This window comes from Nonomuraea sp. KM90 (assembly GCF_052246675.1).
Classification (GTDB): domain Bacteria; phylum Actinomycetota; class Actinomycetes; order Streptosporangiales; family Streptosporangiaceae; genus Nonomuraea.
Genome location: NZ_JBQQCB010000011.1, coordinates 138,679 through 156,120, shown reverse-complemented (window position 1 = coordinate 156,120; position 17,442 = coordinate 138,679). Strand labels below are relative to the sequence as shown.

Below are 17,442 nucleotides of genomic sequence, written 5' to 3'. Positions count from 1 at the left end.
CACAGGGGTAGATCGTGCCGACTTGCCCGGTCTCCCCTCGCGATCCGCCTAAGGTATCGAGGCAAATGCCAGATTTAGCGGTGACACGCCGGGGGCTTGTTCGCCACCAGCGTCATCAGAACCGCGATATATCTTGACAGCGCTTGGACGCGATATATCGTCTTTTCATGACGAAGACCGGCAAGGGGTACAAAGGCATCGGCATGGAGGGCGCCATCGCCCGCTGGTACGCCACCAGCAACGGCAAGGCCCTCGCCAGGTACGACGAGCAGGTCGCCAGGACCCGGGAGTACGCCGCGAAGGGGGCCAGGATCCTGGAGGTGGCCCCCGGCCCCGGCTACCTGTCGATCGCCCTGGCCAGGACCGGCGACTACACGGTCACGGGGCTCGACATCAGCGAGACGTTCGTCGCGATCGCCCGCGCCAAGGCGGCCGAGGCCGGCGTGGAGGTGGACTTCCGGCTCGGGAACGCCGCTGCGATGCCGTTCAACGACGACAGCTTCGACTTCCTCATCTGCTGTGCCGCGTTCAAGAACTTCTCCGACCCCGCCGGGGCGCTGCGGGAGATGCGCCGGGTCCTGCGGCCGGGCGCCTGCGGGCTCATCGTCGACCTGCGCAAGGACGTGTCCAGGCAGGCCGTGGACGACGACGTGGCGCGGATGCGGATGGGGGCGATGTCCAGGGCGTTCACCAGGCTCGCGCTGCGGTCGTTCCTGCCCCGGCGGGCGTACACCAAGTCCGCGTTCGAGGCGCTGCTGGCGGATACGGGGTTCGCCTCGTACGAGGTCAGGCAGTCGCCGCTCACCCTGGAGGTCGAACTCCGGACGTGACTTCGCCCGATTTCCCACATACGGAGCGTGTGGCCTTGTAACGTAGGGTCAACATTTCGCCTCGTGCGGGGGTCGATCGCATGCGATGGCAGGTGCACTCCGAGAAGTCCCTCTACACCGACGAATGGCTGGACGTCCGGGTTGCGGACGTGGAGTTGCCCGACGGGCGCCATCTCGATCACCGGCTCGTCCGCGCGGCCCCCGGGGCGGGTGCCGTCGTCACCGACGACAAGGACCGCGTGCTGCTCATCTGGCGCCACCGCTTCATCACCGACAGCTGGGGCTGGGAGATCCCGCTCGGGCAGGTCGACGACGGCGAGATGCCGCGGGCGGCCGCGGCGCGCGAGGTCGAGGAGGAGACCGGCTGGCGTCCCGGGCCGCTGCGGCCGCTGCTGTCGATCCAGCCGAACAACGGGATCTCCGACGACCTGCACCACATCTACCGGGCCGAGTCGGCCAGGCACATCGGGCCGCCCTCCGACCCCTGGGAGGCCGAGCGGGTGGAGTGGGTGCACCTCGCCGGGGTGCGCAAGCTCATCGACAACGGGGAGATCGTCTGCGGGACCAGCATGTCGGCCCTGCTCTACCTGCTCGCCGAGAGCCTCCCGGAGCACACCGTGCCGAAGGCGGCGGACCTGGCCTTCGACACGGGCTACGACCCGGGCCGGAGATATCTCCTGCCCGACGATCTTCCCGAACTCTTCTGAGGGCGCCTCAGGAGAAGAGGTGGTCCACCACCCGGGCGGTGGCCTTGCCGTCGTCGCGGGGGGCGAACGTGGCGCGGAAGGCGTCGTAGCGGTCCGCGTGGGCCGCCGCCACCTCGTCGATCGACCGCAGCGCCTCGACCACCTCCGCCGACGTCGACAGCAGCGGGCCGGGCGCCTGCTCGGGCAGGTCCACGTAGAGGCCCCGCTTCGAGGAGTATTTCGCCAGGTCGTAGCCGTAGAGCACGATCGGCTTGCCGGTGGCGGCGAAGTCGAACATGACCGAGGAGTAGTCGGTCACCAGCACGTCGGCCACGAGCAGGAGATCCGCGATGTCCGGATATGTGGTGACGTCGCGGGCGATGTCGGGGACGGCGGGCATGGCCTGCATCGGGTGAGCGCGTACGAGGATCTCGTGGTCGGCGCCCAGCGCCTCGCGGGCCTTGGCCAGATCGAGCTTGACCATGGCGTTCTTGCGGTCGTAGTCGCGCCACGTCGGCGCGTACAGCACCACCCGCTTGCCCGGGACCAGCCCCAGCCGCTCGCGCACGGCCGCGGCCAGGGTGTCCCGGTCTGGCGAGTTGAGCACGTCGTTGCGCGGCAGGCCGCTCTCGAGGATCTCGCCCTTGTAACCGAACGCCTTGCGCAGCACCGGCGTGGCCCAGGGCGACTGCGACAGCAGCAGGTCCCAGCCGCGCACCTCGGCCGCCTGGCGGTGCCAGATCGGCGGCCTGGGGTCGCGCTGCATGTGGGGCTGGTCGTTGCCGATCAGCTTGGCCGGGGTGCCGTGCCACGTCTGCACCACCACCTGGTCCTCGCGGGCGCGGAACCAGACGGGCAGGAACGAGTTGGTGATGACGTGGCGGGACCTGGCCAGGGCCTCGTGGTGCTCGCGGCTGCCCGCGCGGACCGCGGTCGCGCCGCCGGGCGGCACGAAGGCGCCGTCCTTGACGATCCAGATGTGCTCGCGGTCGTCACCCCTGCGCAGCCGCTCCTCGTAGATGGCGCGGACGCTGTCGGCGTAGAGGCGGCCGTCGTTGACGACGTAGACGGTCGAGTCGCGCAGCGGCTCGGTGCGCTGGGCCGGGTAGAAGACGCGGCGCAGGACGTGGGTGCCCGCCACCCCGCGCTCCTCGGCCGGCCTGGCCTCCTCGACCGTGATCACCGGCACGTCGAAGCGGGTCGAGATCATGCGGTAGACGTGGCCGCCGAGCGTGCGCGGAGCCTCGTCCAGGCTGCCCAGGGCCGCGTGGTCCATGCGCAGTGGAACGATCTCACCCGACGGGTGACGCAGCGACAGGTTCCAGGTGCCGGAGGACAGCGGCACGGCCTCGCCGAAGCGGTCCATGGACGCGGGCTCGACGCGTACGGAGAACTCCTCGCCGGAGCGCTCCATCGGCAGCCAGTAGGACAGCCCCGACCGGTGCCGCAGCGTCAGCGTGCGGGAGCCCTCGGCGTCGGGGTAATGGCCGCGCAGGACGAGCGCCTCGCCCTCCCAGAGCGCCGAGGTGATCACCGGGCGGATGCGGTGGGCGGAGACGACGACCCGGTCGCGGCGGTCGCCGAGCACGGTGATCTCGCGGTCGCCCACGGGCGTGCGGGTCTCCGACGCGTCGGCCAGCATGACGGAGGCCGCCGGGTCGCCCTTGGGCTCGACCCAGAGCCGCCGGCCGTCCTTCTCCTGGAGGAGGGTCGGCACCGCCAGCCCGACCAGCACCTGCGTGCCGTCGCCGGACGGCGTGAAGTCGGCCGCGATGCGGTGGCCGCCCAGCCTGGCGTGGCCCTTGGTCACCTGGCGGCCGGGCAGGAAGATCTTCAGCTCGAGGCGGTCGCCGTCGACGGACACGCCGGTCAGCTCGGCCCGGTTGGGCTGGAGCACGACCTGCAGCGCCCGGTCCGACGTCCAGACCGGCCGGACCCACCAGCCGGGCTTCAGCTTGAGCCCCGCGGGCCGCTCGGGGCGGCCGATGGAGGAGCCGCGCAGCAGGCCCGTCGCCCGCGCGCCCCGGCTCCAGAACACGATCTCGGCCCGCCACGTCGTCGCGTCGGGCACGGAGGGCCGGTGGCGCATGCGGCGGCGCACGCCGTGCACCACGCCGCGTACGGCGCCGCGCCAGCGCAGCGGCCAAGGGCTCAGCTCGGCGGTGAAGCCGGACCAGTCGTAGTTGCAGCCCGGCTCGCGCGCGCCGTGGGTGGCCTCGGGGGCCAGGACCCGGCGGGTACGCATGCGGATCGGCGGCAGCCAGCGCGGCCCGCGCAGCACCACGGTCGCCCAGTTGAACCGGCGGCTGCGGACGGAGAGCCCGGCCAGGTAGGCGAACCCGGACACGCGCAGCTTGCCGTCGGCCCAGACGATGTCGTCGATGTGGGTCACCGGCACCAGGTCGGAGCGGCGCAGGCGGTAGAGGTCGGGCGGCAGCTCGTCGCGGAAGGGCAGGTCGGCGTACCAGCTCAGGCCCTTGCGGATGCGCTTGGACGGCTCCGCCGCAGCGGCCACCACCGTGGCGAGCGTCTCGCCGTCGACGAGCTCGTCGTCGGGGCGGTGCTCGATGAGGTGGCAGACGAGCCGGCGCGCGACCGGAAGGTCGCGTTTGACCCCCGCGTCCACGCCGGCGAGGTAGGGGCGTACGAGATCGAGCATCTCGCGCCGCCGGGCGGCGCCGCGTTTGACCGCCAGCTCGATGCGCGACCCCAGGGGGCCGCTGAGCGCCTCGGCGTCGAACGCCGCGTCGCGACCGCCAGGGCCGACCGCTCGCATGACCGCCTCGAGAGGCTCGCCACGATCGCAGAGATCCTGGACAGCCTTCAGGCGGTCGGCGAGCGACTCGCCGCCCTGGCTTTGGGCTGTGACGCCGGTGGCCATAGGGGTGGCACCGCCTTTCGGGCCGCCATCAAGTGTTCTGCCCATGGTAATGGGAGTCACATGTCACAGAATCGCCCGTTCGGCGAAACAGCAGGTCAACAGGGTTACTGAAAATCGCCTGAACGCCCGTCCCACCTCGCCAGGCGCATGTCCACCCGCTCGCCGCGCAACGGGGTGCCCTCCTCGCGCCAGTGCGCGAGGCATCGTTGCAGGTGGTCAGGGGCGGCGCCGCTGCCGTCGGCGTGTACGACGCGCCACCACGGAACGCCGCCGCCCCAGGTGGACATGACCTTGCCGACCTGCCGGGGGCCGCCCTCACCGAGGTATTCGGCGATGTCGCCGTATGCCATGACCTTGCCGGGCGGGATGCGTTCGACGAGTTCGAGCACCCGCTCCACGAAGGGGTTCACGGGCTCCATGCGGCCGGGCCGGCGTCGATGATCTCATGCAGCTTGCCGATCTCCATCACGGTGCCGGCCGTGGCGACCTCGATGATGCCGTCGCGCAGGGCGTACACCTCGCCGTCCTCGCCCACGAGCCGGGCGCCGAGCGCGGTCGACAACCTCAGCAGCTGGGCCAGTTGCCAGTCGGAGCCGGGCTCGCCGACGAGGTGGCCCTCCCAGCGCGCCACGGCGTGCCTGCCGCCCGCATGACCGGCCACGATCTCGTCAGATCCGCGCAGCTCGAAACCGGCCGGCGCGATGGCCTTCGCGAGCTCCGCGAAGGCGAGTGGCGACTCACGCACCACCCGCAGCTCGTATCCCATGACGGGGGACCATAGCGGATCTTCACGCATCGCGCTGATCGACTCTTACTCCTCGCGCTGGTCGAATCCGGGACCCTTGCGCTGATTGAGCACGACGATGCCGCCGCAGAACACGATCAGCGCCACCAGCACCCCGCCCCCGTACAGCCACATCCGCCACGGATCGGCCCCTGGCCGGGTCGGCACGGGCGAGTCCTCGCCCTGGCCGAAGTGCTCCATCCCGGGCACGACGCTGCGCTGGGCGCCGGTGAGGCGCTCGGCGGCGTTCAGCGCGGCGGCGGCGTCCACCACCCCGAACCCGGTCTCGTCGTCGTATCCGGCCGCGGGCCGGCCCCTGGCGCTCGATGACAGGGCCTGGGCGACCTGTTCCGGCGGCAGGTCCGGGTAGCGCGCCTTGATGAGCGCGGCCACGCCGGCCACGAGCGCGGCGGCCGAGCTGGTGCCCTCCGACAGCTCGTAGCCGCTCTCCCGCTTGACCACGGGCACGTCCACGCCGGGCGCGGAGACCAGTACGGACACGTTGTCGCTGCTGAACGTGGCCCGCCTGCCCTGCTTGTCGGTGGCCGCCACGCCGATGACCCCGGGGTAGCCGGCCGGGAAGCTCCAGTAGGAGGTGCCCTTCTCCTTGGCGTACGGGGTCTGGCCGTCGTTGCCCACGGCGGCGACCAGGACGACGCCCTTGCCCAGCGCGTACGAGACGGCCTCGCGCTCGGACCTGAGCGGGCCGTAGGAGCCGATCGACATGCTGACGACCTGGGCGCCGTGGTTGGCGGCGTACCGGAGGGCGCGGGCCAGCGGGCTCTCCGCGGACGCCCCCTCCTCGTCCAGCGGCGGCATGGCGTAGCCGGGCTCGTCGATGACCATGGGCAGGGACAGGATGCGGGCGCCGGGGGCGACGCCGACGAAGCCGTCGTCCTCGCCGGAGCCGGCGATCAGGCCCGCCATGGCGGTGCCGTGCTTGCCGGGCGGCAGCTCGCGGTTCACCGTGCCCGAGGTCATGTCGGGGCCCGCGCTGACGCGGCCCTTCAGCTCCTTGATCTCGCCATCCACGGCGCTGTCCACAACGGCGACGGTGACGCCCTCGCCCTTGGTGACGGACCAGGCCTGCTCGACGTTGAGCGCGTCGAGCACCCACTGCTGCTGGTCCCGGACAGGATCGGCCGCGGGACCCGCGAAAGCGAGCAGCGCGGCCGTGAGCACGCGTACGGCGGTCAGCACACGTTCCCCTGGGTGCAGGGCGGCACCTTGGGCGGGTCCGCCAGGAAGTAGGCGATCTGGTTGCCGACGGACTTGGCGGCCGGCCACAGCTCGCTGTGCAGGATCTCCTCGGGCGCGATCGCGGCCCTGGTCCGCCCGTCGGCGTAGCCCGCCGTGGAGAACACGATGTACGGCCCCGCGCCCACCCAGCCGGTGCGCTGGCGCTGGTCGGGCCCGAACCGCTCGCTCACCGTCCCCGGGAAGGCGACCGGCAGCACGCCCACGCGGTCGTCCTGGCTGAGCTCCTCGGTCGCCGAGACCCTCGACTCCTCGTCCTTGAGCACGGCCACGCCGACCGTGATGACGAAGGAGGCGGTCTGGTCGACGTACGTGGCCCGCAACATCGTGACGCAGCCGTGGCTCTGCAGCACGCCGGCCACGGAGGCGTCCACACCCTTGGCGCACTCGGTCTCGGGGGCGATGCCGACGCGCCTGGCGTACTGCTGGGCACGGTCGAGCCCGAGGTATTTCACCTCTTCGGGAAACACGCCCGTGGCCGGCCAGGCCTGCCAGCGCCGGGCGATCTCCTCCTGCTTGTACTGGTTCTGCTCGGCGGGCGTCAGCGGTCGCGAGCGCGTCTCGGCGAACAGGCCGATCGTGCCGAGCAGCACGACGACGGACGACACGGCGATGATGACGCCGAGCAGCGCCACGAAGACGCGGCGGTAGCGGATGCCCTGCTGGAGCGCGCCCAGCTCGGCCCGCTCCTTCGCCTCCGTGCGCCTGCGGGAGTCCGCCGCCGGCCACGAGCGCACTCGTGAACGGCGGCCGGTGGGGGCGCCGAGCGGATTTCTCCGCTCCTGCGTGGCTTCTCCCCCGGCGCGCGGTAGCCCTGAGGTCGACCTACGTGCCTTCACCACCGCCTCGTTCCCGCATTCGCGTCGTGTCTATTTCGTCCCCCTAAGTGGACGGATCATGCGTCTTGTGAGATGTGTGCCCGGCGCACGCGCCTGACCAGGATGAATATGACGGCCAGCGACGCGAGCGCGCCGGCGGCGGCCCCGGCGGCGATGGCCGCGTAGACCGTGACGCGCCTCTCGTCCCGCTTGACCACCTCGACGGGGCCGGCCCGCCCACCCGCCAGCGGGCGGGCGGGATCCTGGGCCTCGGCGCCCTTCGCGGTCTCGGTGTGCCCGGCCAGCCGGGAGGCCTCGGACAGGGCTCTGGCGGCGTTGACGACGCCGAAGCCGGTGCCGGTGTCGTAGCCGCCCGGAGGCCGGTCGGTGGCGCTCTCGGTCAGGGCACGCGCCACCAGCGGCGGCGACATGTCCGGAAATTTGGCTTTAACTAGGGCAGCGACGCCCGACACGAGCGCGGTGGCCTGCGAGGTGCCCCTGCCGACCCAGTACTCGTCGCCGGGGCCCGCGCCCATGATGTCCACGCCCGGCGCGGCCACCAGCACCGAGGCGTTCCAGTTGGAGAACGTGGCCCGCCGCAGCCGCCGGTCGGTCGCGCCGACCGAGACGACGCCGGGGAAGGCGGCCGGGTAGGAGTAGGGGGCGAAGTCGCCGTCGACCTTCCTGTCGCCGTCGTTGCCCGCGGCGGCGACCAGCACGACGCCCTTGGAGATGGCGTAGCGGATGGCCGCCCGCTCCTCCCGGGTCGCCAGCTCTTTGGAGATCGACATGTTGATCACGTCTGCCCCCTCGTCCACCGCGTAGCGGATGCCCCGGGCCACCACGTTCTCGAAGCGCTCCGCCGAGTTGAACTCCCGGAAACCCGGCTCCTCGTCCTCAAGGATGACCCTTACCGACAGTACGTCCGCTTCGGGCGCGACGCCGATGATCCCCCGTTTTCCCTGGGGCCCATGACCGTGCCCGGCGATCAGCGACGCCATGTACGTGCCGTGCAGCCTGCTCGGAGCGGTCCCCGGCGGGTTGGCGCCCTCGGTGAAGTCCTTGCCCACGCGTACGGACCCGGCCAGGTCCCGGTGGCGCGGATCGACGCCGGAGTCGAGCACGGCCACCGTCACCCCGGCGCCCTTGCTGGTCCGCCACGCCTGCGCGAGCTCCAGCGTCCTGATCACCGCCTGCTGCCCGCCGCGCACGTCGTCGGCCCGCGCCGGAGGCGCGGTCAACAGCAGCGCCCCGGTCACCGCGACCGCCGCACCTCGCCTCAGCACGCGCCCGCCCCTGCCCCGGATCAGCACCGCCACTCCTCGGAGGCGCAGTCGGGCATGCTGGGCGTGCTCAGATCGGCCAGCACGTGCTCGGAGATCTCGGTCGCGAACGCGAAGATGGCCGGTCGCTGCTCGCCCGCCGCGACCGCGGGCCGGCCGTCCACCTGACCGGCCGTGGTCAGCACCAGGTACGGGCCCGCCTGCCGGACCGACCCCGCCTGCCGCACGGCGGGCGTGAACCGGTCGGACACCGTGCCGGGAAAGGCCAGCGGCCGCAGCCCCGGCGAGGGTTTGCCGCTGTCGTCGAAGGCGGATTTGGCGCGTACGGCGCCCAGCTCGTCGCGCAGCGCCACCACGCCGACCGTGACGAGCACGCCGCGCAGCGCGTCGATGTAGGTGGCCCGCAGCACGCCCTTGCAGCCCGCCTTGCGCAGGGCCTTGACCGCCTTGGCGTCGACCGAGTCGCCGCAGGCGGTGTGCGGGGAGATGCCGATCCTGCTGGCGCGCTCCCGCCCGCCCTGCTCGGCGGAGTAGGGCAGCGTGGCGGGGAAGATGCGGCCGGTGGGCCAGGTGCGCCAGCGCTCGGCGACCTCGAACCTGGCCGCCGCGTGCAGCTCGGCCGTGCTCGGCCCGCGGGTGAGCTCCGTGCCCGCCGCGCTGCCCGCCACCCCGGCGGCCACCGCGCAGATCAGCGTCAGCGCGGAGGCCACCACGAGGGTGGGCCAGGGACGGGCGGAGTTCACGCCATCGACCTTAATAGGGACGTCCGGGGAACATCCCCAGAAACCCCTAGTAGCTGGGCAGGCTGGGGTCCACGGTCTTGACCCAGCTCAGCACGCCGCCGCCCACGTGGACGGCGTCGGCGAAGCCGGCGCTCTTGACGACCGCGAGGGCCTCGGCGGAGCGCGCCCCGGACTTGCAGTGGAGCACGATCTTCTTGTCCTGCGGCAGCTTCTCCAGGGCAGAGCCGTTGAGGAACTCGCCCTTCGGGATCAGCGTGGCGCCGGGGATGGAGACGATCTCGAACTCGTTCGGCTCGCGGACGTCGACGACGTAGATGCTCTCGCCGCGGTCCATCATGCCCTTGAGCTCCATCGCGGTGATCGTGGAGCCGCTGGCGGCCTCGGCGGCCTCGTCGGAGATCGCGCCGCAGAACGCCTCGTAGTCCTCGAGCAGCTCGGTGACCGTCGGGTTCTTGCCGCACAGCACGCACTCGGGGTCCTTGCGGACCTTGACGTCGCGGTACTTCATCTCCAGGGCGTCATAGATCATCAACCGGCCGACCAGCGGGTCGCCGATGCCGGTCAGCAGCTTGATGGCCTCGTTGACCTGGATGGACCCGATCGACGCGCACAGCACGCCCAGCACGCCGCCCTCGGCGCACGACGGCACCATGCCGGGAGGCGGGGGCTCCGGGTAGAGGCAGCGGTAGCAGGGCCCGTGCTCGGCCCAGAACACGCTGGCCTGGCCGTCGAAGCGGTAGATCGAGCCCCAGACGTACGGCTTGCCGAGCAGCACCGCGGCGTCGTTCACCATGTAGCGGGTGGCGAAGTTGTCGGTGCCGTCGACGATGAGGTCGTAGCCGGAGAAGATCTCCATGACGTTCTCGGTGGTCAGGGCCGTGTTGTGGATCACGACCTCGACCAGCGGGTTGATCTCGCGGACCGACGCCGCGGCGCTTTCGGCCTTCAGCCTGCCCACGTCGGACTGGCCGTGGATGATCTGGCGCTGCAGGTTGGACTCATCGACCACGTCGAAGTCGATGATGCCGAGGGTGCCGACGCCCGCCGCCGCGAGGTACATCAGCGCGGGCGAGCCCAGTCCCCCGGCGCCCACACACAGCACCTTGGCGTTCTTCAGCCGCTTCTGCCCCGCCATGCCCACGTCGGGAATGATGAGGTGGCGTGAGTAGCGGCGCACTTCGTCGACGGTCAGCTCTTCGGCCGGCTCGACCAGCGGTGGCAACGACACTTTCTACGCTCCCGGAGCTCGCGTTTTCAGGGGGTCTTGTCCCCACTGTGAAACCTAGCTCGGCAGTGGGGCATTCCCCAATCGAGTCTCACCGATCAGACGGCGTGCTTCCGCCGCCACGACCCGCGGTATCTCCATCATCGCCACGTGTCCCGCCGTCGGCAGCAGAACGAGCCTGACCTGCGGGAACGTACGGTACGCCTTCCTGGCCATGGCCGGGCGCACCAGGCGGTCGTGGCGTCCGTGGACGATCAGGGTCCGCGCCCGGACCTTGGCCGCCTGGCGCCAGAGGCTGCGCTCACCGCGGCGGAAGTATTCGGTCACGATGCCCCGGGCCGAGCCGATCATGGCCTCGCCCGCGTAGGGGAGGTCGTCGCGCCTGCGCTGCTCGTCGATGGCGTCGCGCAGGCGCAGGGGGTGCACGGCGTCCATGTTGGCCCAGACCATGGCCATGGACGCGGTGATGCGCCGCTCGGCTGGGATCAGGCGCAGCCTGGACGCCACCCATTCGCCCAGCATGGGCACCGCGGCGCAGGCCACGCGGACGGGGCCGTACCTCGGGAGCAGGTCGGGCAGGGCCGGCGAGATGAGCGTGAGCGAGCGGACCAGGTCGGGGCGGGAGGCGGCGACCTTGACCGCGATCGCGCCGCCGAGCGAGTTGCCGAACAGGTGGGCCGGCCCCGTGTGCTCCAGGAGGCCGATCACGGCTCCGGCGTGGCCCTCGACCGTGTAGTCGCCGTCGGCGGGCGTGGGCGAGAACCCGGCGCCGGGCAGGTCGATGGCGTGGCCGGTGACGGTGTCCTTGAGCTCGTCCATGAGATCGGTCCAGTTGGTGGCGGCCCCCGCCAGCCCGTGCACGAACACCGCCTGCTCGGCTGGTCCCTCGGGGGTGGACCGGACGTGCACCGAGCCGATCATGCGTCCCGGCCAGTGTGGGATCGGCTCCGCGGCCATGCTTCTCCTCCTCGTTCCTCGAACGCTTCTTCTCGTTACCCAACGATAACCATCGCCTCTAGAGGCGGCCTGGATTCCGTACATCTGGGTATTTACGTGATTTTTCTGGACAGCAGAGCCGATGCCTCGCAAGCACCGACAGGGGGTACGTCATGCCCACCACCCGTATCGCCGCGGGCCTCGTGGCCGCGGCCCTCGCCGGCGGCGGGCTCGTCATCGCGGGCGACGCGCGCCCGGCGAGCGCCGTGACCGTGCTCGACCGGCCCGGCTGCAAGTACCGCATCGTACGCGTCAAGAACCGGCTCAACGTCCGGGCGACCCCGCGGGGGCGGATCGTGGACAAGCTCTATCCCGGGGACCGTACGTGGGGGAGCTGCGAGAAGTTCGGGAGCTGGCGGCGGATTCACGGGACGGACATCGGCCGCCGCGGCTTCGCCTTCGGCCACCACCTGAAGAAGATCGGCAGGCGCTAGCCCCCGCACCCAGATCGTGGGCGGCCGGCCCGCCCACGGTCTCCAGCACGAGCCGCGCGCCCAGCACGCCCCCGCGCATCCCCCGCCCGGCGTCCCCGGCGTCCCCGGCGTCCCCGCCGCGCCGCCTCGCCGCCGCGGCCGACCCTGTCCGACCCAACTGCGCAACCCGGACATATCCACCTAGTTCTGCGCATAGATGTCTAATCGATCTCATGACACCCCAAGGGTGTGGCAAAAGTCCTCGTCCGCCGTTTGCAACGGCCTTCGCCGGAAAGCATGACGGTACCCAGCGTGACGTCGCGGGCACACACCGTCAACGGCGGTCGGCCGGCGATCACGTCACCGCCGGGAACCACGCAACGCGATGAACATCATCAGAGGGCGCGCATTATCCGCCGGCCCTCCACACGATGATGGCCACCGCCGCGCCCAATAACGCATTCCATCGGCGAGCGCCCGGCACGCATCACCATTATGGACGAACACGACCGGCCTCATCGGTATTAGCGTCGCGGCCGGCGTGTCGGCATTCATTCGCCCACGGACTTTGACGCCCAGGGCGATATCGCGCTCACGCGGACGCCATTACTGGCGCGCCATTACAGCCGATGGCCGCCCGGTGAGCCGCTCATCGCCGCTCGCGCTCACCGCTCATTGCGTGCAATTCGGACATATCATCTCTTTTCATTGGATAAATGTTTAATGCAAGCAATAAGATTGTTAATGCAGAGCAAAATGGAGTCGTATCTGTTTGCCCGTCCATCGCCCCGGAAATGACTTGCCGTGGATGACTCTTCAGCAGCCGTCCAAGATCAGTTTCCTGACAATCCGGAAACGCCGAGAACGGGGCAATCGATCCTTTAGGGGGAAAACGCAATGCCCAAGCTCAAGAGTGTTATCGCAGGCCTCGCCATCAGCACGGGACTGACCGGCGGCATGGTCAGCATGGGCGCGGCAACCACCGCGGCCGATGCGGCCACCCAGATCAGCACCGGCGCGTCCGTCCTCGCGTCGGACGGCTGGGGCTGGGGACGTCACCACGGCCACCACGGCCGCCACCACCAGCGGTGCAACAGGGGCGGTCACCACGGCGGCGGCTGGGGCTGGGGCGGCTGGGGACACCGTCGTCACCACCGCGGCACAGTCTGCATCATCGTCCGCAACCACAACCACAACGACAACGGTCCCGTGCACGAGCACCGCCGCCACGACGACGACGGGAACCGCTGGTAAATGACCGTGCGTTGATGGCAGGGATGAGTGCCCGTCCTTTCGGCGGGTTCTCGGGAGCGGTCCGCTATTTCGCTCGCGGTTCGGCCTGAGGTTTTCATTTCTCCTCGTCTCCACGGCAACTTGGTGAGGGCTCTCCCGGCAACGGCCGGGGGGCCCTCGCCGCGTCGTTTCACCGGCCTTCTCCTTTTCTTCTTTTCCTCGGCCGTCCCGGCATGCGCGGGATCGTTTCCATGCGGAGTGCCATGCGGATGCCTAGTGTCGGGCAAAACTGGGCAATTCCGGTTTGTGGGGCTTTCGGCTGGAAATATGCAGGGTGCGGATGATTTGCTAGTCGTCATCCGGGTTGTTTCCCTGGCAGGTCCGGCCGGTTTCTTTTGTGCCGGGCTGGTCGGGGGAGCGGCTGGTACGGGGCAATCGAACCTTTAGGGGGAACACGCAATGCCCAAGCTCAAAAGTGTTATCGCAGGCCTCGCCGTGAGTACGGCGATGACCGGTGGCGTGGTGAGTGCGGGGGCGGCCACGACCGCGTCCAGCGCCGGCGCCAGTGCGGCGATCCAGGCCGGCAGTGGCACGTCCGTCCTGGCCGGGCACGGCTGCTGGCGTCCGCGCTGCGGCTGGGGCTGGGGGTGGAACCGCGGCAAGCGCTGGGGCCGCCACCACCACGGCCTGGGACGGGTCCGCATCGTCATCGTCAACCGGAACCACAACGACAACGGTGGGCACCGCCACCACCACGACAGGTGGTAGAACCCCCACCACAGCCTGAGCCCGCGGCACGACAGCCGCGCATCCGAAGGGACCGCCAAGGCTGAATAGTCCGCCGAGGCGACGAACTCAGGCCACACCATGAGTGCCCGTATTCACCGGGCTGGACGTCCGCCCCTCCACACGAAGCCCGGACGTCCACCCACCGAATACGGGCACTCAGCACGTCCCCCCACCCCGCTCCGTCACCCCCACCCCGACGTGACGAACGCCCCCTCCGACGCAAGGCAACTCCAGCACCCCACCCGAACCGCCGGACGCGGGCACACGCACCGGGCCGCCACCCGCCCGCCCGGCGGGAGTCCCTACCTCGGCCGCCCCCCGCATGACCTGGACACAAGACGATCCCGGCGACGTCCTGCCAACCCCCCGGGCCCCGCACCGCGGGCAAGACGCCCGCAGCCTCCGTGGCTGACCACGTGTGCTCCACACCACAGCCTTCGTCCAGGCAGACACAACCTGCCGGCGATGCAGCCTGACCGCGCTGCTGGGCTTCCCCCACACGACAGGCGCACAGGAACGCCCCCAGCCACGTCGGGCGCAGGCCCTCAGACCGGGACGGTGCCGACCCGGCCGGGACGGGCGCGACCGCGGATCCGGCCTGGGTGCCGTGCTCCGCAGCACCCACGCACAGCGTCCACGGTCGGAGCCACCCGCAGCACAGCTCACCAAAACCTCAGCAGGACGGCCCGGCCTGCCGCGCTGAATACACTCCGATACCCACCAACAAAAACGCACCAAGCCCCAGAGAGGCGAAAAGTGCCCGTATTCGGTGGGGACGTCCGTACGTAATGCGGAGGGCGGACGTCGTCCCGGTGAATACGGGCACTAATTGGTGCGACCTCAGCCGATCGCCCTATTCCACGGGCTCAGGCTGTGGTGGGGGTTCTACCACCTGTCGTGGTGGTGGCGGTGCCCACCGTTGTCGTTGTGGTTCCGGTTGACGATGACGATGCGGACCCGTCCCAGGCCGTGGTGGTGGCGGCCCCAGCGCTTGCCGCGGTTCCACCCCCAGCCCCAGCCGCAGCGCGGACGCCAGCAGCCGTGCCCGGCCAGGACGGACGTGCCACTGCCGGCCTGGATCGCCGCACTGGCGCCGGCGCTGGACGCGGTCGTGGCCGCCCCCGCACTCACCACGCCACCGGTCATCGCCGTACTCACGGCGAGGCCTGCGATAACACTTTTGAGCTTGGGCATTGCGTGTTCCCCCTAAAGGTTCGATTGCCCCGTACCAGCCGCTCCCCCGACCAGCCCGGCACAAAAGAAACCGGCCGGACCTGTCAGGGAAACAACCCGGATGACGACTAGCAAATCATCCGCACCCTGCATATTTCCAGCCGAAAGCCCCACAAACCGGAATTGCCCAGTTTTGGCACGTCAAGTCCACAAGGAAAGAAGCAATACAGTGGGGAAACGACGCGGCGAGGGCCCCCCGGCCGTTGCCGGGAGAGCCCTCACCAAGTTGCCGTGGAGACAAGGAGAAATGAAAGGCTCAGGCCGAACCGCGAGCGAAATAGCGGACCGTTCCCGATATCCCGCCGAAAAGGCGGGAGCTCATCCCTGCGCCATCAACTCACGGTCGTTTCACCTAGGCGTTTCGGTACGGTTCCTGTCGTCCCGGTGGTCCCTGTGGTGCTCGTGGTGATTACGGTTGTAGTTGCGGTTGAAGACCTTGACCTTCAGGCGGAGCTTGTGGTGGTGGTGACGACGGTGTCCCCAACCCCAGCCGCACCGGCGCCAGCCCCAGCCGCAGCTGTTGAGGACGGAGGTACCGGTGCTGATCTGGGTGGCGGCACCAGCGCTGGCCGTGGTCGTCGCGGCGCCCACACTGACCACGCCACCGGTCATCGCCGTGCTGATGGCGAGGCCTGCGATAACACTTTTGAGCTTGGGCATTGCGTTTTCCCCCTAAAGGATCGATTGCCCCGTTCTCGACGTTTCCGGATAAACCAGAAACAGGTCTTGGACGGCTACTGAAGAGTCATCCACGATATGTGTCATTACCGGTAGAAGCACGGGCAAACGGATACGACTCCATTTTGCTCTGCATTAACAATCTTATTGCTCGCATTAAACATTTATCCAATGAAATAGCACGAAATATCCCGATATGTCCTAATTGATGATCGCTTGGCCGCCGGCCGTACGAACGCGTGGACCGGCGAACTCGCCCGCCGTCCCGGCTCCGAGCCCGCCGCCACGGGCGCCCAGGGACGACCTGGCGTCCTCCAGGCAACGAGCCCACCGGGAGGCGGTGGCACGGCACGTCCCCCTGCCGGACGACACCGCACGCGAGTTCAAGCGCAACCTCCCCCGTCACCGCCCGCACAGGGAGAAGGTCGTCAACTGGCCGGACCCGGTCGTCCGATCACGCCGGGGCCCGTACCTGCGGGCCTGACCCCGCACACACACCACCGGCCACGCGCCGCGCGCATGCCGGCCGCCGCTCAGCTCGAAATGCCACAGCACCGGCTCGCATGGCTCTGGAGGCACACAGACGGACCCACGCCAGTGCGCGGGTCCTGGCTCGAAGGCGCACGGAACGTACGCGCCACAGCCGCCGTGGGAACCTCACCGTCCGAGGGACGGCAGTGGGGAAGGTGCTACGCGGACTTGCGGGTCTTCCGCTTCGCCGGGGCCTTCTCCTCGTCCTTGTCCTTGCCGGCGGCCGCCGTCTTCCCGGCCGCCTTCTTCGGCTTGGCCGGCTCACCCTCGCGCTCCCGCTTCGCCGCCTCCACGCTCGCCCTCAGCGCCGCCATGAGGTCCACCGCGGGCCCGGCCTCCTCCTCCTCGCGGGCGGGGATGACCTCCTTGCCGGCCACCTTCGCCTCGATGACCTGCTGCAGGGCCTCGCGGTAGGTGTCGTGGTACTCGCTCGGGTCGAAGTCCGACTCCATGGTGGTGATGAGGGACTCGGCCATCTTGAGCTCCTGGGCGCGTACTTCGATGTCCTCCTCCAGGAAGCCGAAGTCCGGCGTGCGGATCTCGTCCGGCCAGAGCATCGTCTCCAGGACGAACACGCCGTCCCTGACCCGCAGCGTGGCCAGCGACTCCCGCTGGCGCAGTGCCACCTTGACCACCGCCACCTGGCCCGAGCTCTCCAGGGCGTTGCGCAGCAGCACGTACGGCTTCGCCCCCTGCGCGTCGGGCTCCAGGTAGTACGACTTGGCGAAGTAGATGGGGTCGATCTGCTCCGCGGGCGTGAACTGGAGGACGTCGATCCGGCGGGACGTGGTCAGCGGCAGGCCCTCGAAGTCCTCGTCGGTGAGCACGACGATCTCGCCGCTCGCCAGCTCGTACCCCTTGGCGATGTCGGAGTAGGGGACCTCTTCGCCGTCCTGCGTGCACACGCGCTTGTAGCGGATCCGGCCGCCGTCCTCGCGGTGCACCTGGTGGAACGTCACGTCCTTCTGTTCGGTCGCCGAATAGAGCTTTACCGGGATCGTGACCAGCCCAAAGGAGATCGCACCCTTCCAGATGCTGCGCATGGGCACTCCTCAGCTCTCA

The 17,442-nt window shown here is 69.9% G+C and carries 18 protein-coding genes; 6 read left to right on the top strand and 12 right to left on the bottom strand.

Going from position 1 to position 17,442, the window contains the following annotated elements; genetic code table 11:
• Window positions 1–167 precede the first annotated feature (167 nt).
• Complete coding sequence (locus ACTWPW_RS15530) at window positions 168–830, top strand: class I SAM-dependent methyltransferase (protein ID WP_443169086.1); 663 nt, start codon at window positions 168–170, stop codon at window positions 828–830.
• A gap of 80 nt (window positions 831–910) precedes the next feature.
• Window positions 911–1,537 carry an NUDIX domain-containing protein gene (locus ACTWPW_RS15525; RefSeq protein ID WP_443169085.1) on the top strand — a complete coding sequence of 209 codons (627 nt, stop codon included), beginning with the start codon at window positions 911–913 and terminating at the stop codon, window positions 1,535–1,537.
• 7 nt (window positions 1,538–1,544) lie between these two features.
• Here ACTWPW_RS15525 and ACTWPW_RS15520 read toward each other — a convergent pair whose 3' ends face one another.
• From ACTWPW_RS15520 to ACTWPW_RS15480, 9 genes are all read right to left on the bottom strand, one after another.
• Window positions 1,545–4,292, bottom strand: a complete 2,748-nt coding sequence (locus ACTWPW_RS15520) for a CDP-glycerol glycerophosphotransferase family protein (protein WP_443169084.1) — start codon at window positions 4,290–4,292, stop codon at window positions 1,545–1,547.
• A 209-nt stretch (window positions 4,293–4,501) separates the two neighbouring features.
• Window positions 4,502–4,816, bottom strand: a complete 315-nt coding sequence (locus tag ACTWPW_RS15515; protein WP_375113461.1) for an MGMT family protein — start codon at window positions 4,814–4,816, stop codon at window positions 4,502–4,504.
• Window positions 4,804–5,163 (bottom strand): hypothetical protein, encoded by a 360-nt coding sequence (locus ACTWPW_RS15510; protein WP_375113460.1) that lies wholly within the window; start codon window positions 5,161–5,163, stop codon window positions 4,804–4,806. Before ACTWPW_RS15510 ends, ACTWPW_RS15515 begins: the two co-directional genes overlap by 13 nt.
• A gap of 45 nt (window positions 5,164–5,208) precedes the next feature.
• Complete coding sequence (locus tag ACTWPW_RS15505) at window positions 5,209–6,381, bottom strand: S8 family peptidase (RefSeq protein WP_375113459.1); 1,173 nt, start codon at window positions 6,379–6,381, stop codon at window positions 5,209–5,211.
• Window positions 6,375–7,175, bottom strand: coding sequence for a hypothetical protein (locus ACTWPW_RS15500; RefSeq protein WP_443169083.1), 801 nt, complete (start codon window positions 7,173–7,175; stop codon window positions 6,375–6,377). Before ACTWPW_RS15500 ends, ACTWPW_RS15505 begins: the two co-directional genes overlap by 7 nt.
• Before the next feature lie 158 nt (window positions 7,176–7,333).
• On the bottom strand, window positions 7,334–8,569 hold the full coding sequence (gene mycP, locus ACTWPW_RS15495; protein ID WP_375113457.1) for a type VII secretion-associated serine protease mycosin: 1,236 nt from the start codon (window positions 8,567–8,569) through the stop codon (window positions 7,334–7,336).
• Window positions 8,563–9,282, bottom strand: a complete 720-nt coding sequence (locus tag ACTWPW_RS15490; protein WP_443169082.1) for a hypothetical protein — start codon at window positions 9,280–9,282, stop codon at window positions 8,563–8,565. Before ACTWPW_RS15490 ends, mycP begins: the two co-directional genes overlap by 7 nt.
• A 46-nt stretch (window positions 9,283–9,328) precedes the next feature.
• Window positions 9,329–10,510: an adenylyltransferase/sulfurtransferase MoeZ gene (gene moeZ / locus ACTWPW_RS15485; RefSeq protein WP_364136465.1), complete on the bottom strand. Its 1,182-nt coding sequence runs from the start codon at window positions 10,508–10,510 to the stop codon at window positions 9,329–9,331.
• 54 nt (window positions 10,511–10,564) lie between these two features.
• On the bottom strand, window positions 10,565–11,464 hold the full coding sequence (locus tag ACTWPW_RS15480; protein WP_375113455.1) for an alpha/beta fold hydrolase: 900 nt from the start codon (window positions 11,462–11,464) through the stop codon (window positions 10,565–10,567).
• Between the two features lie 152 nt (window positions 11,465–11,616).
• Between ACTWPW_RS15480 and ACTWPW_RS15475 the strand changes: the two genes are divergently transcribed.
• The 3 genes from ACTWPW_RS15475 to ACTWPW_RS15465 all read left to right on the top strand — a co-directional run bounded on the left by ACTWPW_RS15475 (window position 11,617) and on the right by ACTWPW_RS15465 (window position 13,917).
• Window positions 11,617–11,937 carry a hypothetical protein gene (locus ACTWPW_RS15475; protein WP_443169081.1) on the top strand — a complete coding sequence of 107 codons (321 nt, stop codon included), beginning with the start codon at window positions 11,617–11,619 and terminating at the stop codon, window positions 11,935–11,937.
• An 876-nt stretch (window positions 11,938–12,813) separates the two neighbouring features.
• Complete coding sequence (locus tag ACTWPW_RS15470; protein WP_375113453.1) at window positions 12,814–13,170, top strand: hypothetical protein; 357 nt, start codon at window positions 12,814–12,816, stop codon at window positions 13,168–13,170.
• A gap of 474 nt (window positions 13,171–13,644) precedes the next feature.
• Window positions 13,645–13,917, top strand: coding sequence for a hypothetical protein (locus tag ACTWPW_RS15465; protein WP_375113452.1), 273 nt, complete (start codon window positions 13,645–13,647; stop codon window positions 13,915–13,917).
• A gap of 906 nt (window positions 13,918–14,823) precedes the next feature.
• Here ACTWPW_RS15465 and ACTWPW_RS15460 read toward each other — a convergent pair.
• Both ACTWPW_RS15460 and ACTWPW_RS15455 read right to left on the bottom strand, forming a co-directional pair.
• Window positions 14,824–15,096: a hypothetical protein gene (locus ACTWPW_RS15460; RefSeq protein ID WP_375113452.1), complete on the bottom strand. Its 273-nt coding sequence runs from the start codon at window positions 15,094–15,096 to the stop codon at window positions 14,824–14,826.
• A gap of 423 nt (window positions 15,097–15,519) precedes the next feature.
• Complete coding sequence (locus ACTWPW_RS15455; protein WP_375113451.1) at window positions 15,520–15,831, bottom strand: hypothetical protein; 312 nt, start codon at window positions 15,829–15,831, stop codon at window positions 15,520–15,522.
• A gap of 226 nt (window positions 15,832–16,057) precedes the next feature.
• Between ACTWPW_RS15455 and ACTWPW_RS15450 the strand changes: the two genes are divergently transcribed.
• Window positions 16,058–16,333, top strand: coding sequence for a hypothetical protein (locus tag ACTWPW_RS15450; protein WP_443169080.1), 276 nt, complete (start codon window positions 16,058–16,060; stop codon window positions 16,331–16,333).
• Window positions 16,334–16,538: 205 nt separating this feature from the next.
• Here ACTWPW_RS15450 and ku read toward each other — a convergent pair whose 3' ends face one another.
• The gene (ku, locus tag ACTWPW_RS15445) at window positions 16,539–17,423 is read right to left on the bottom strand and encodes a non-homologous end joining protein Ku (protein ID WP_375113450.1); all 885 of its coding nucleotides are present in this window, start codon (window positions 17,421–17,423) and stop codon (window positions 16,539–16,541) included.
• Between the last annotated feature and the right edge of the window lie 19 nt (window positions 17,424–17,442).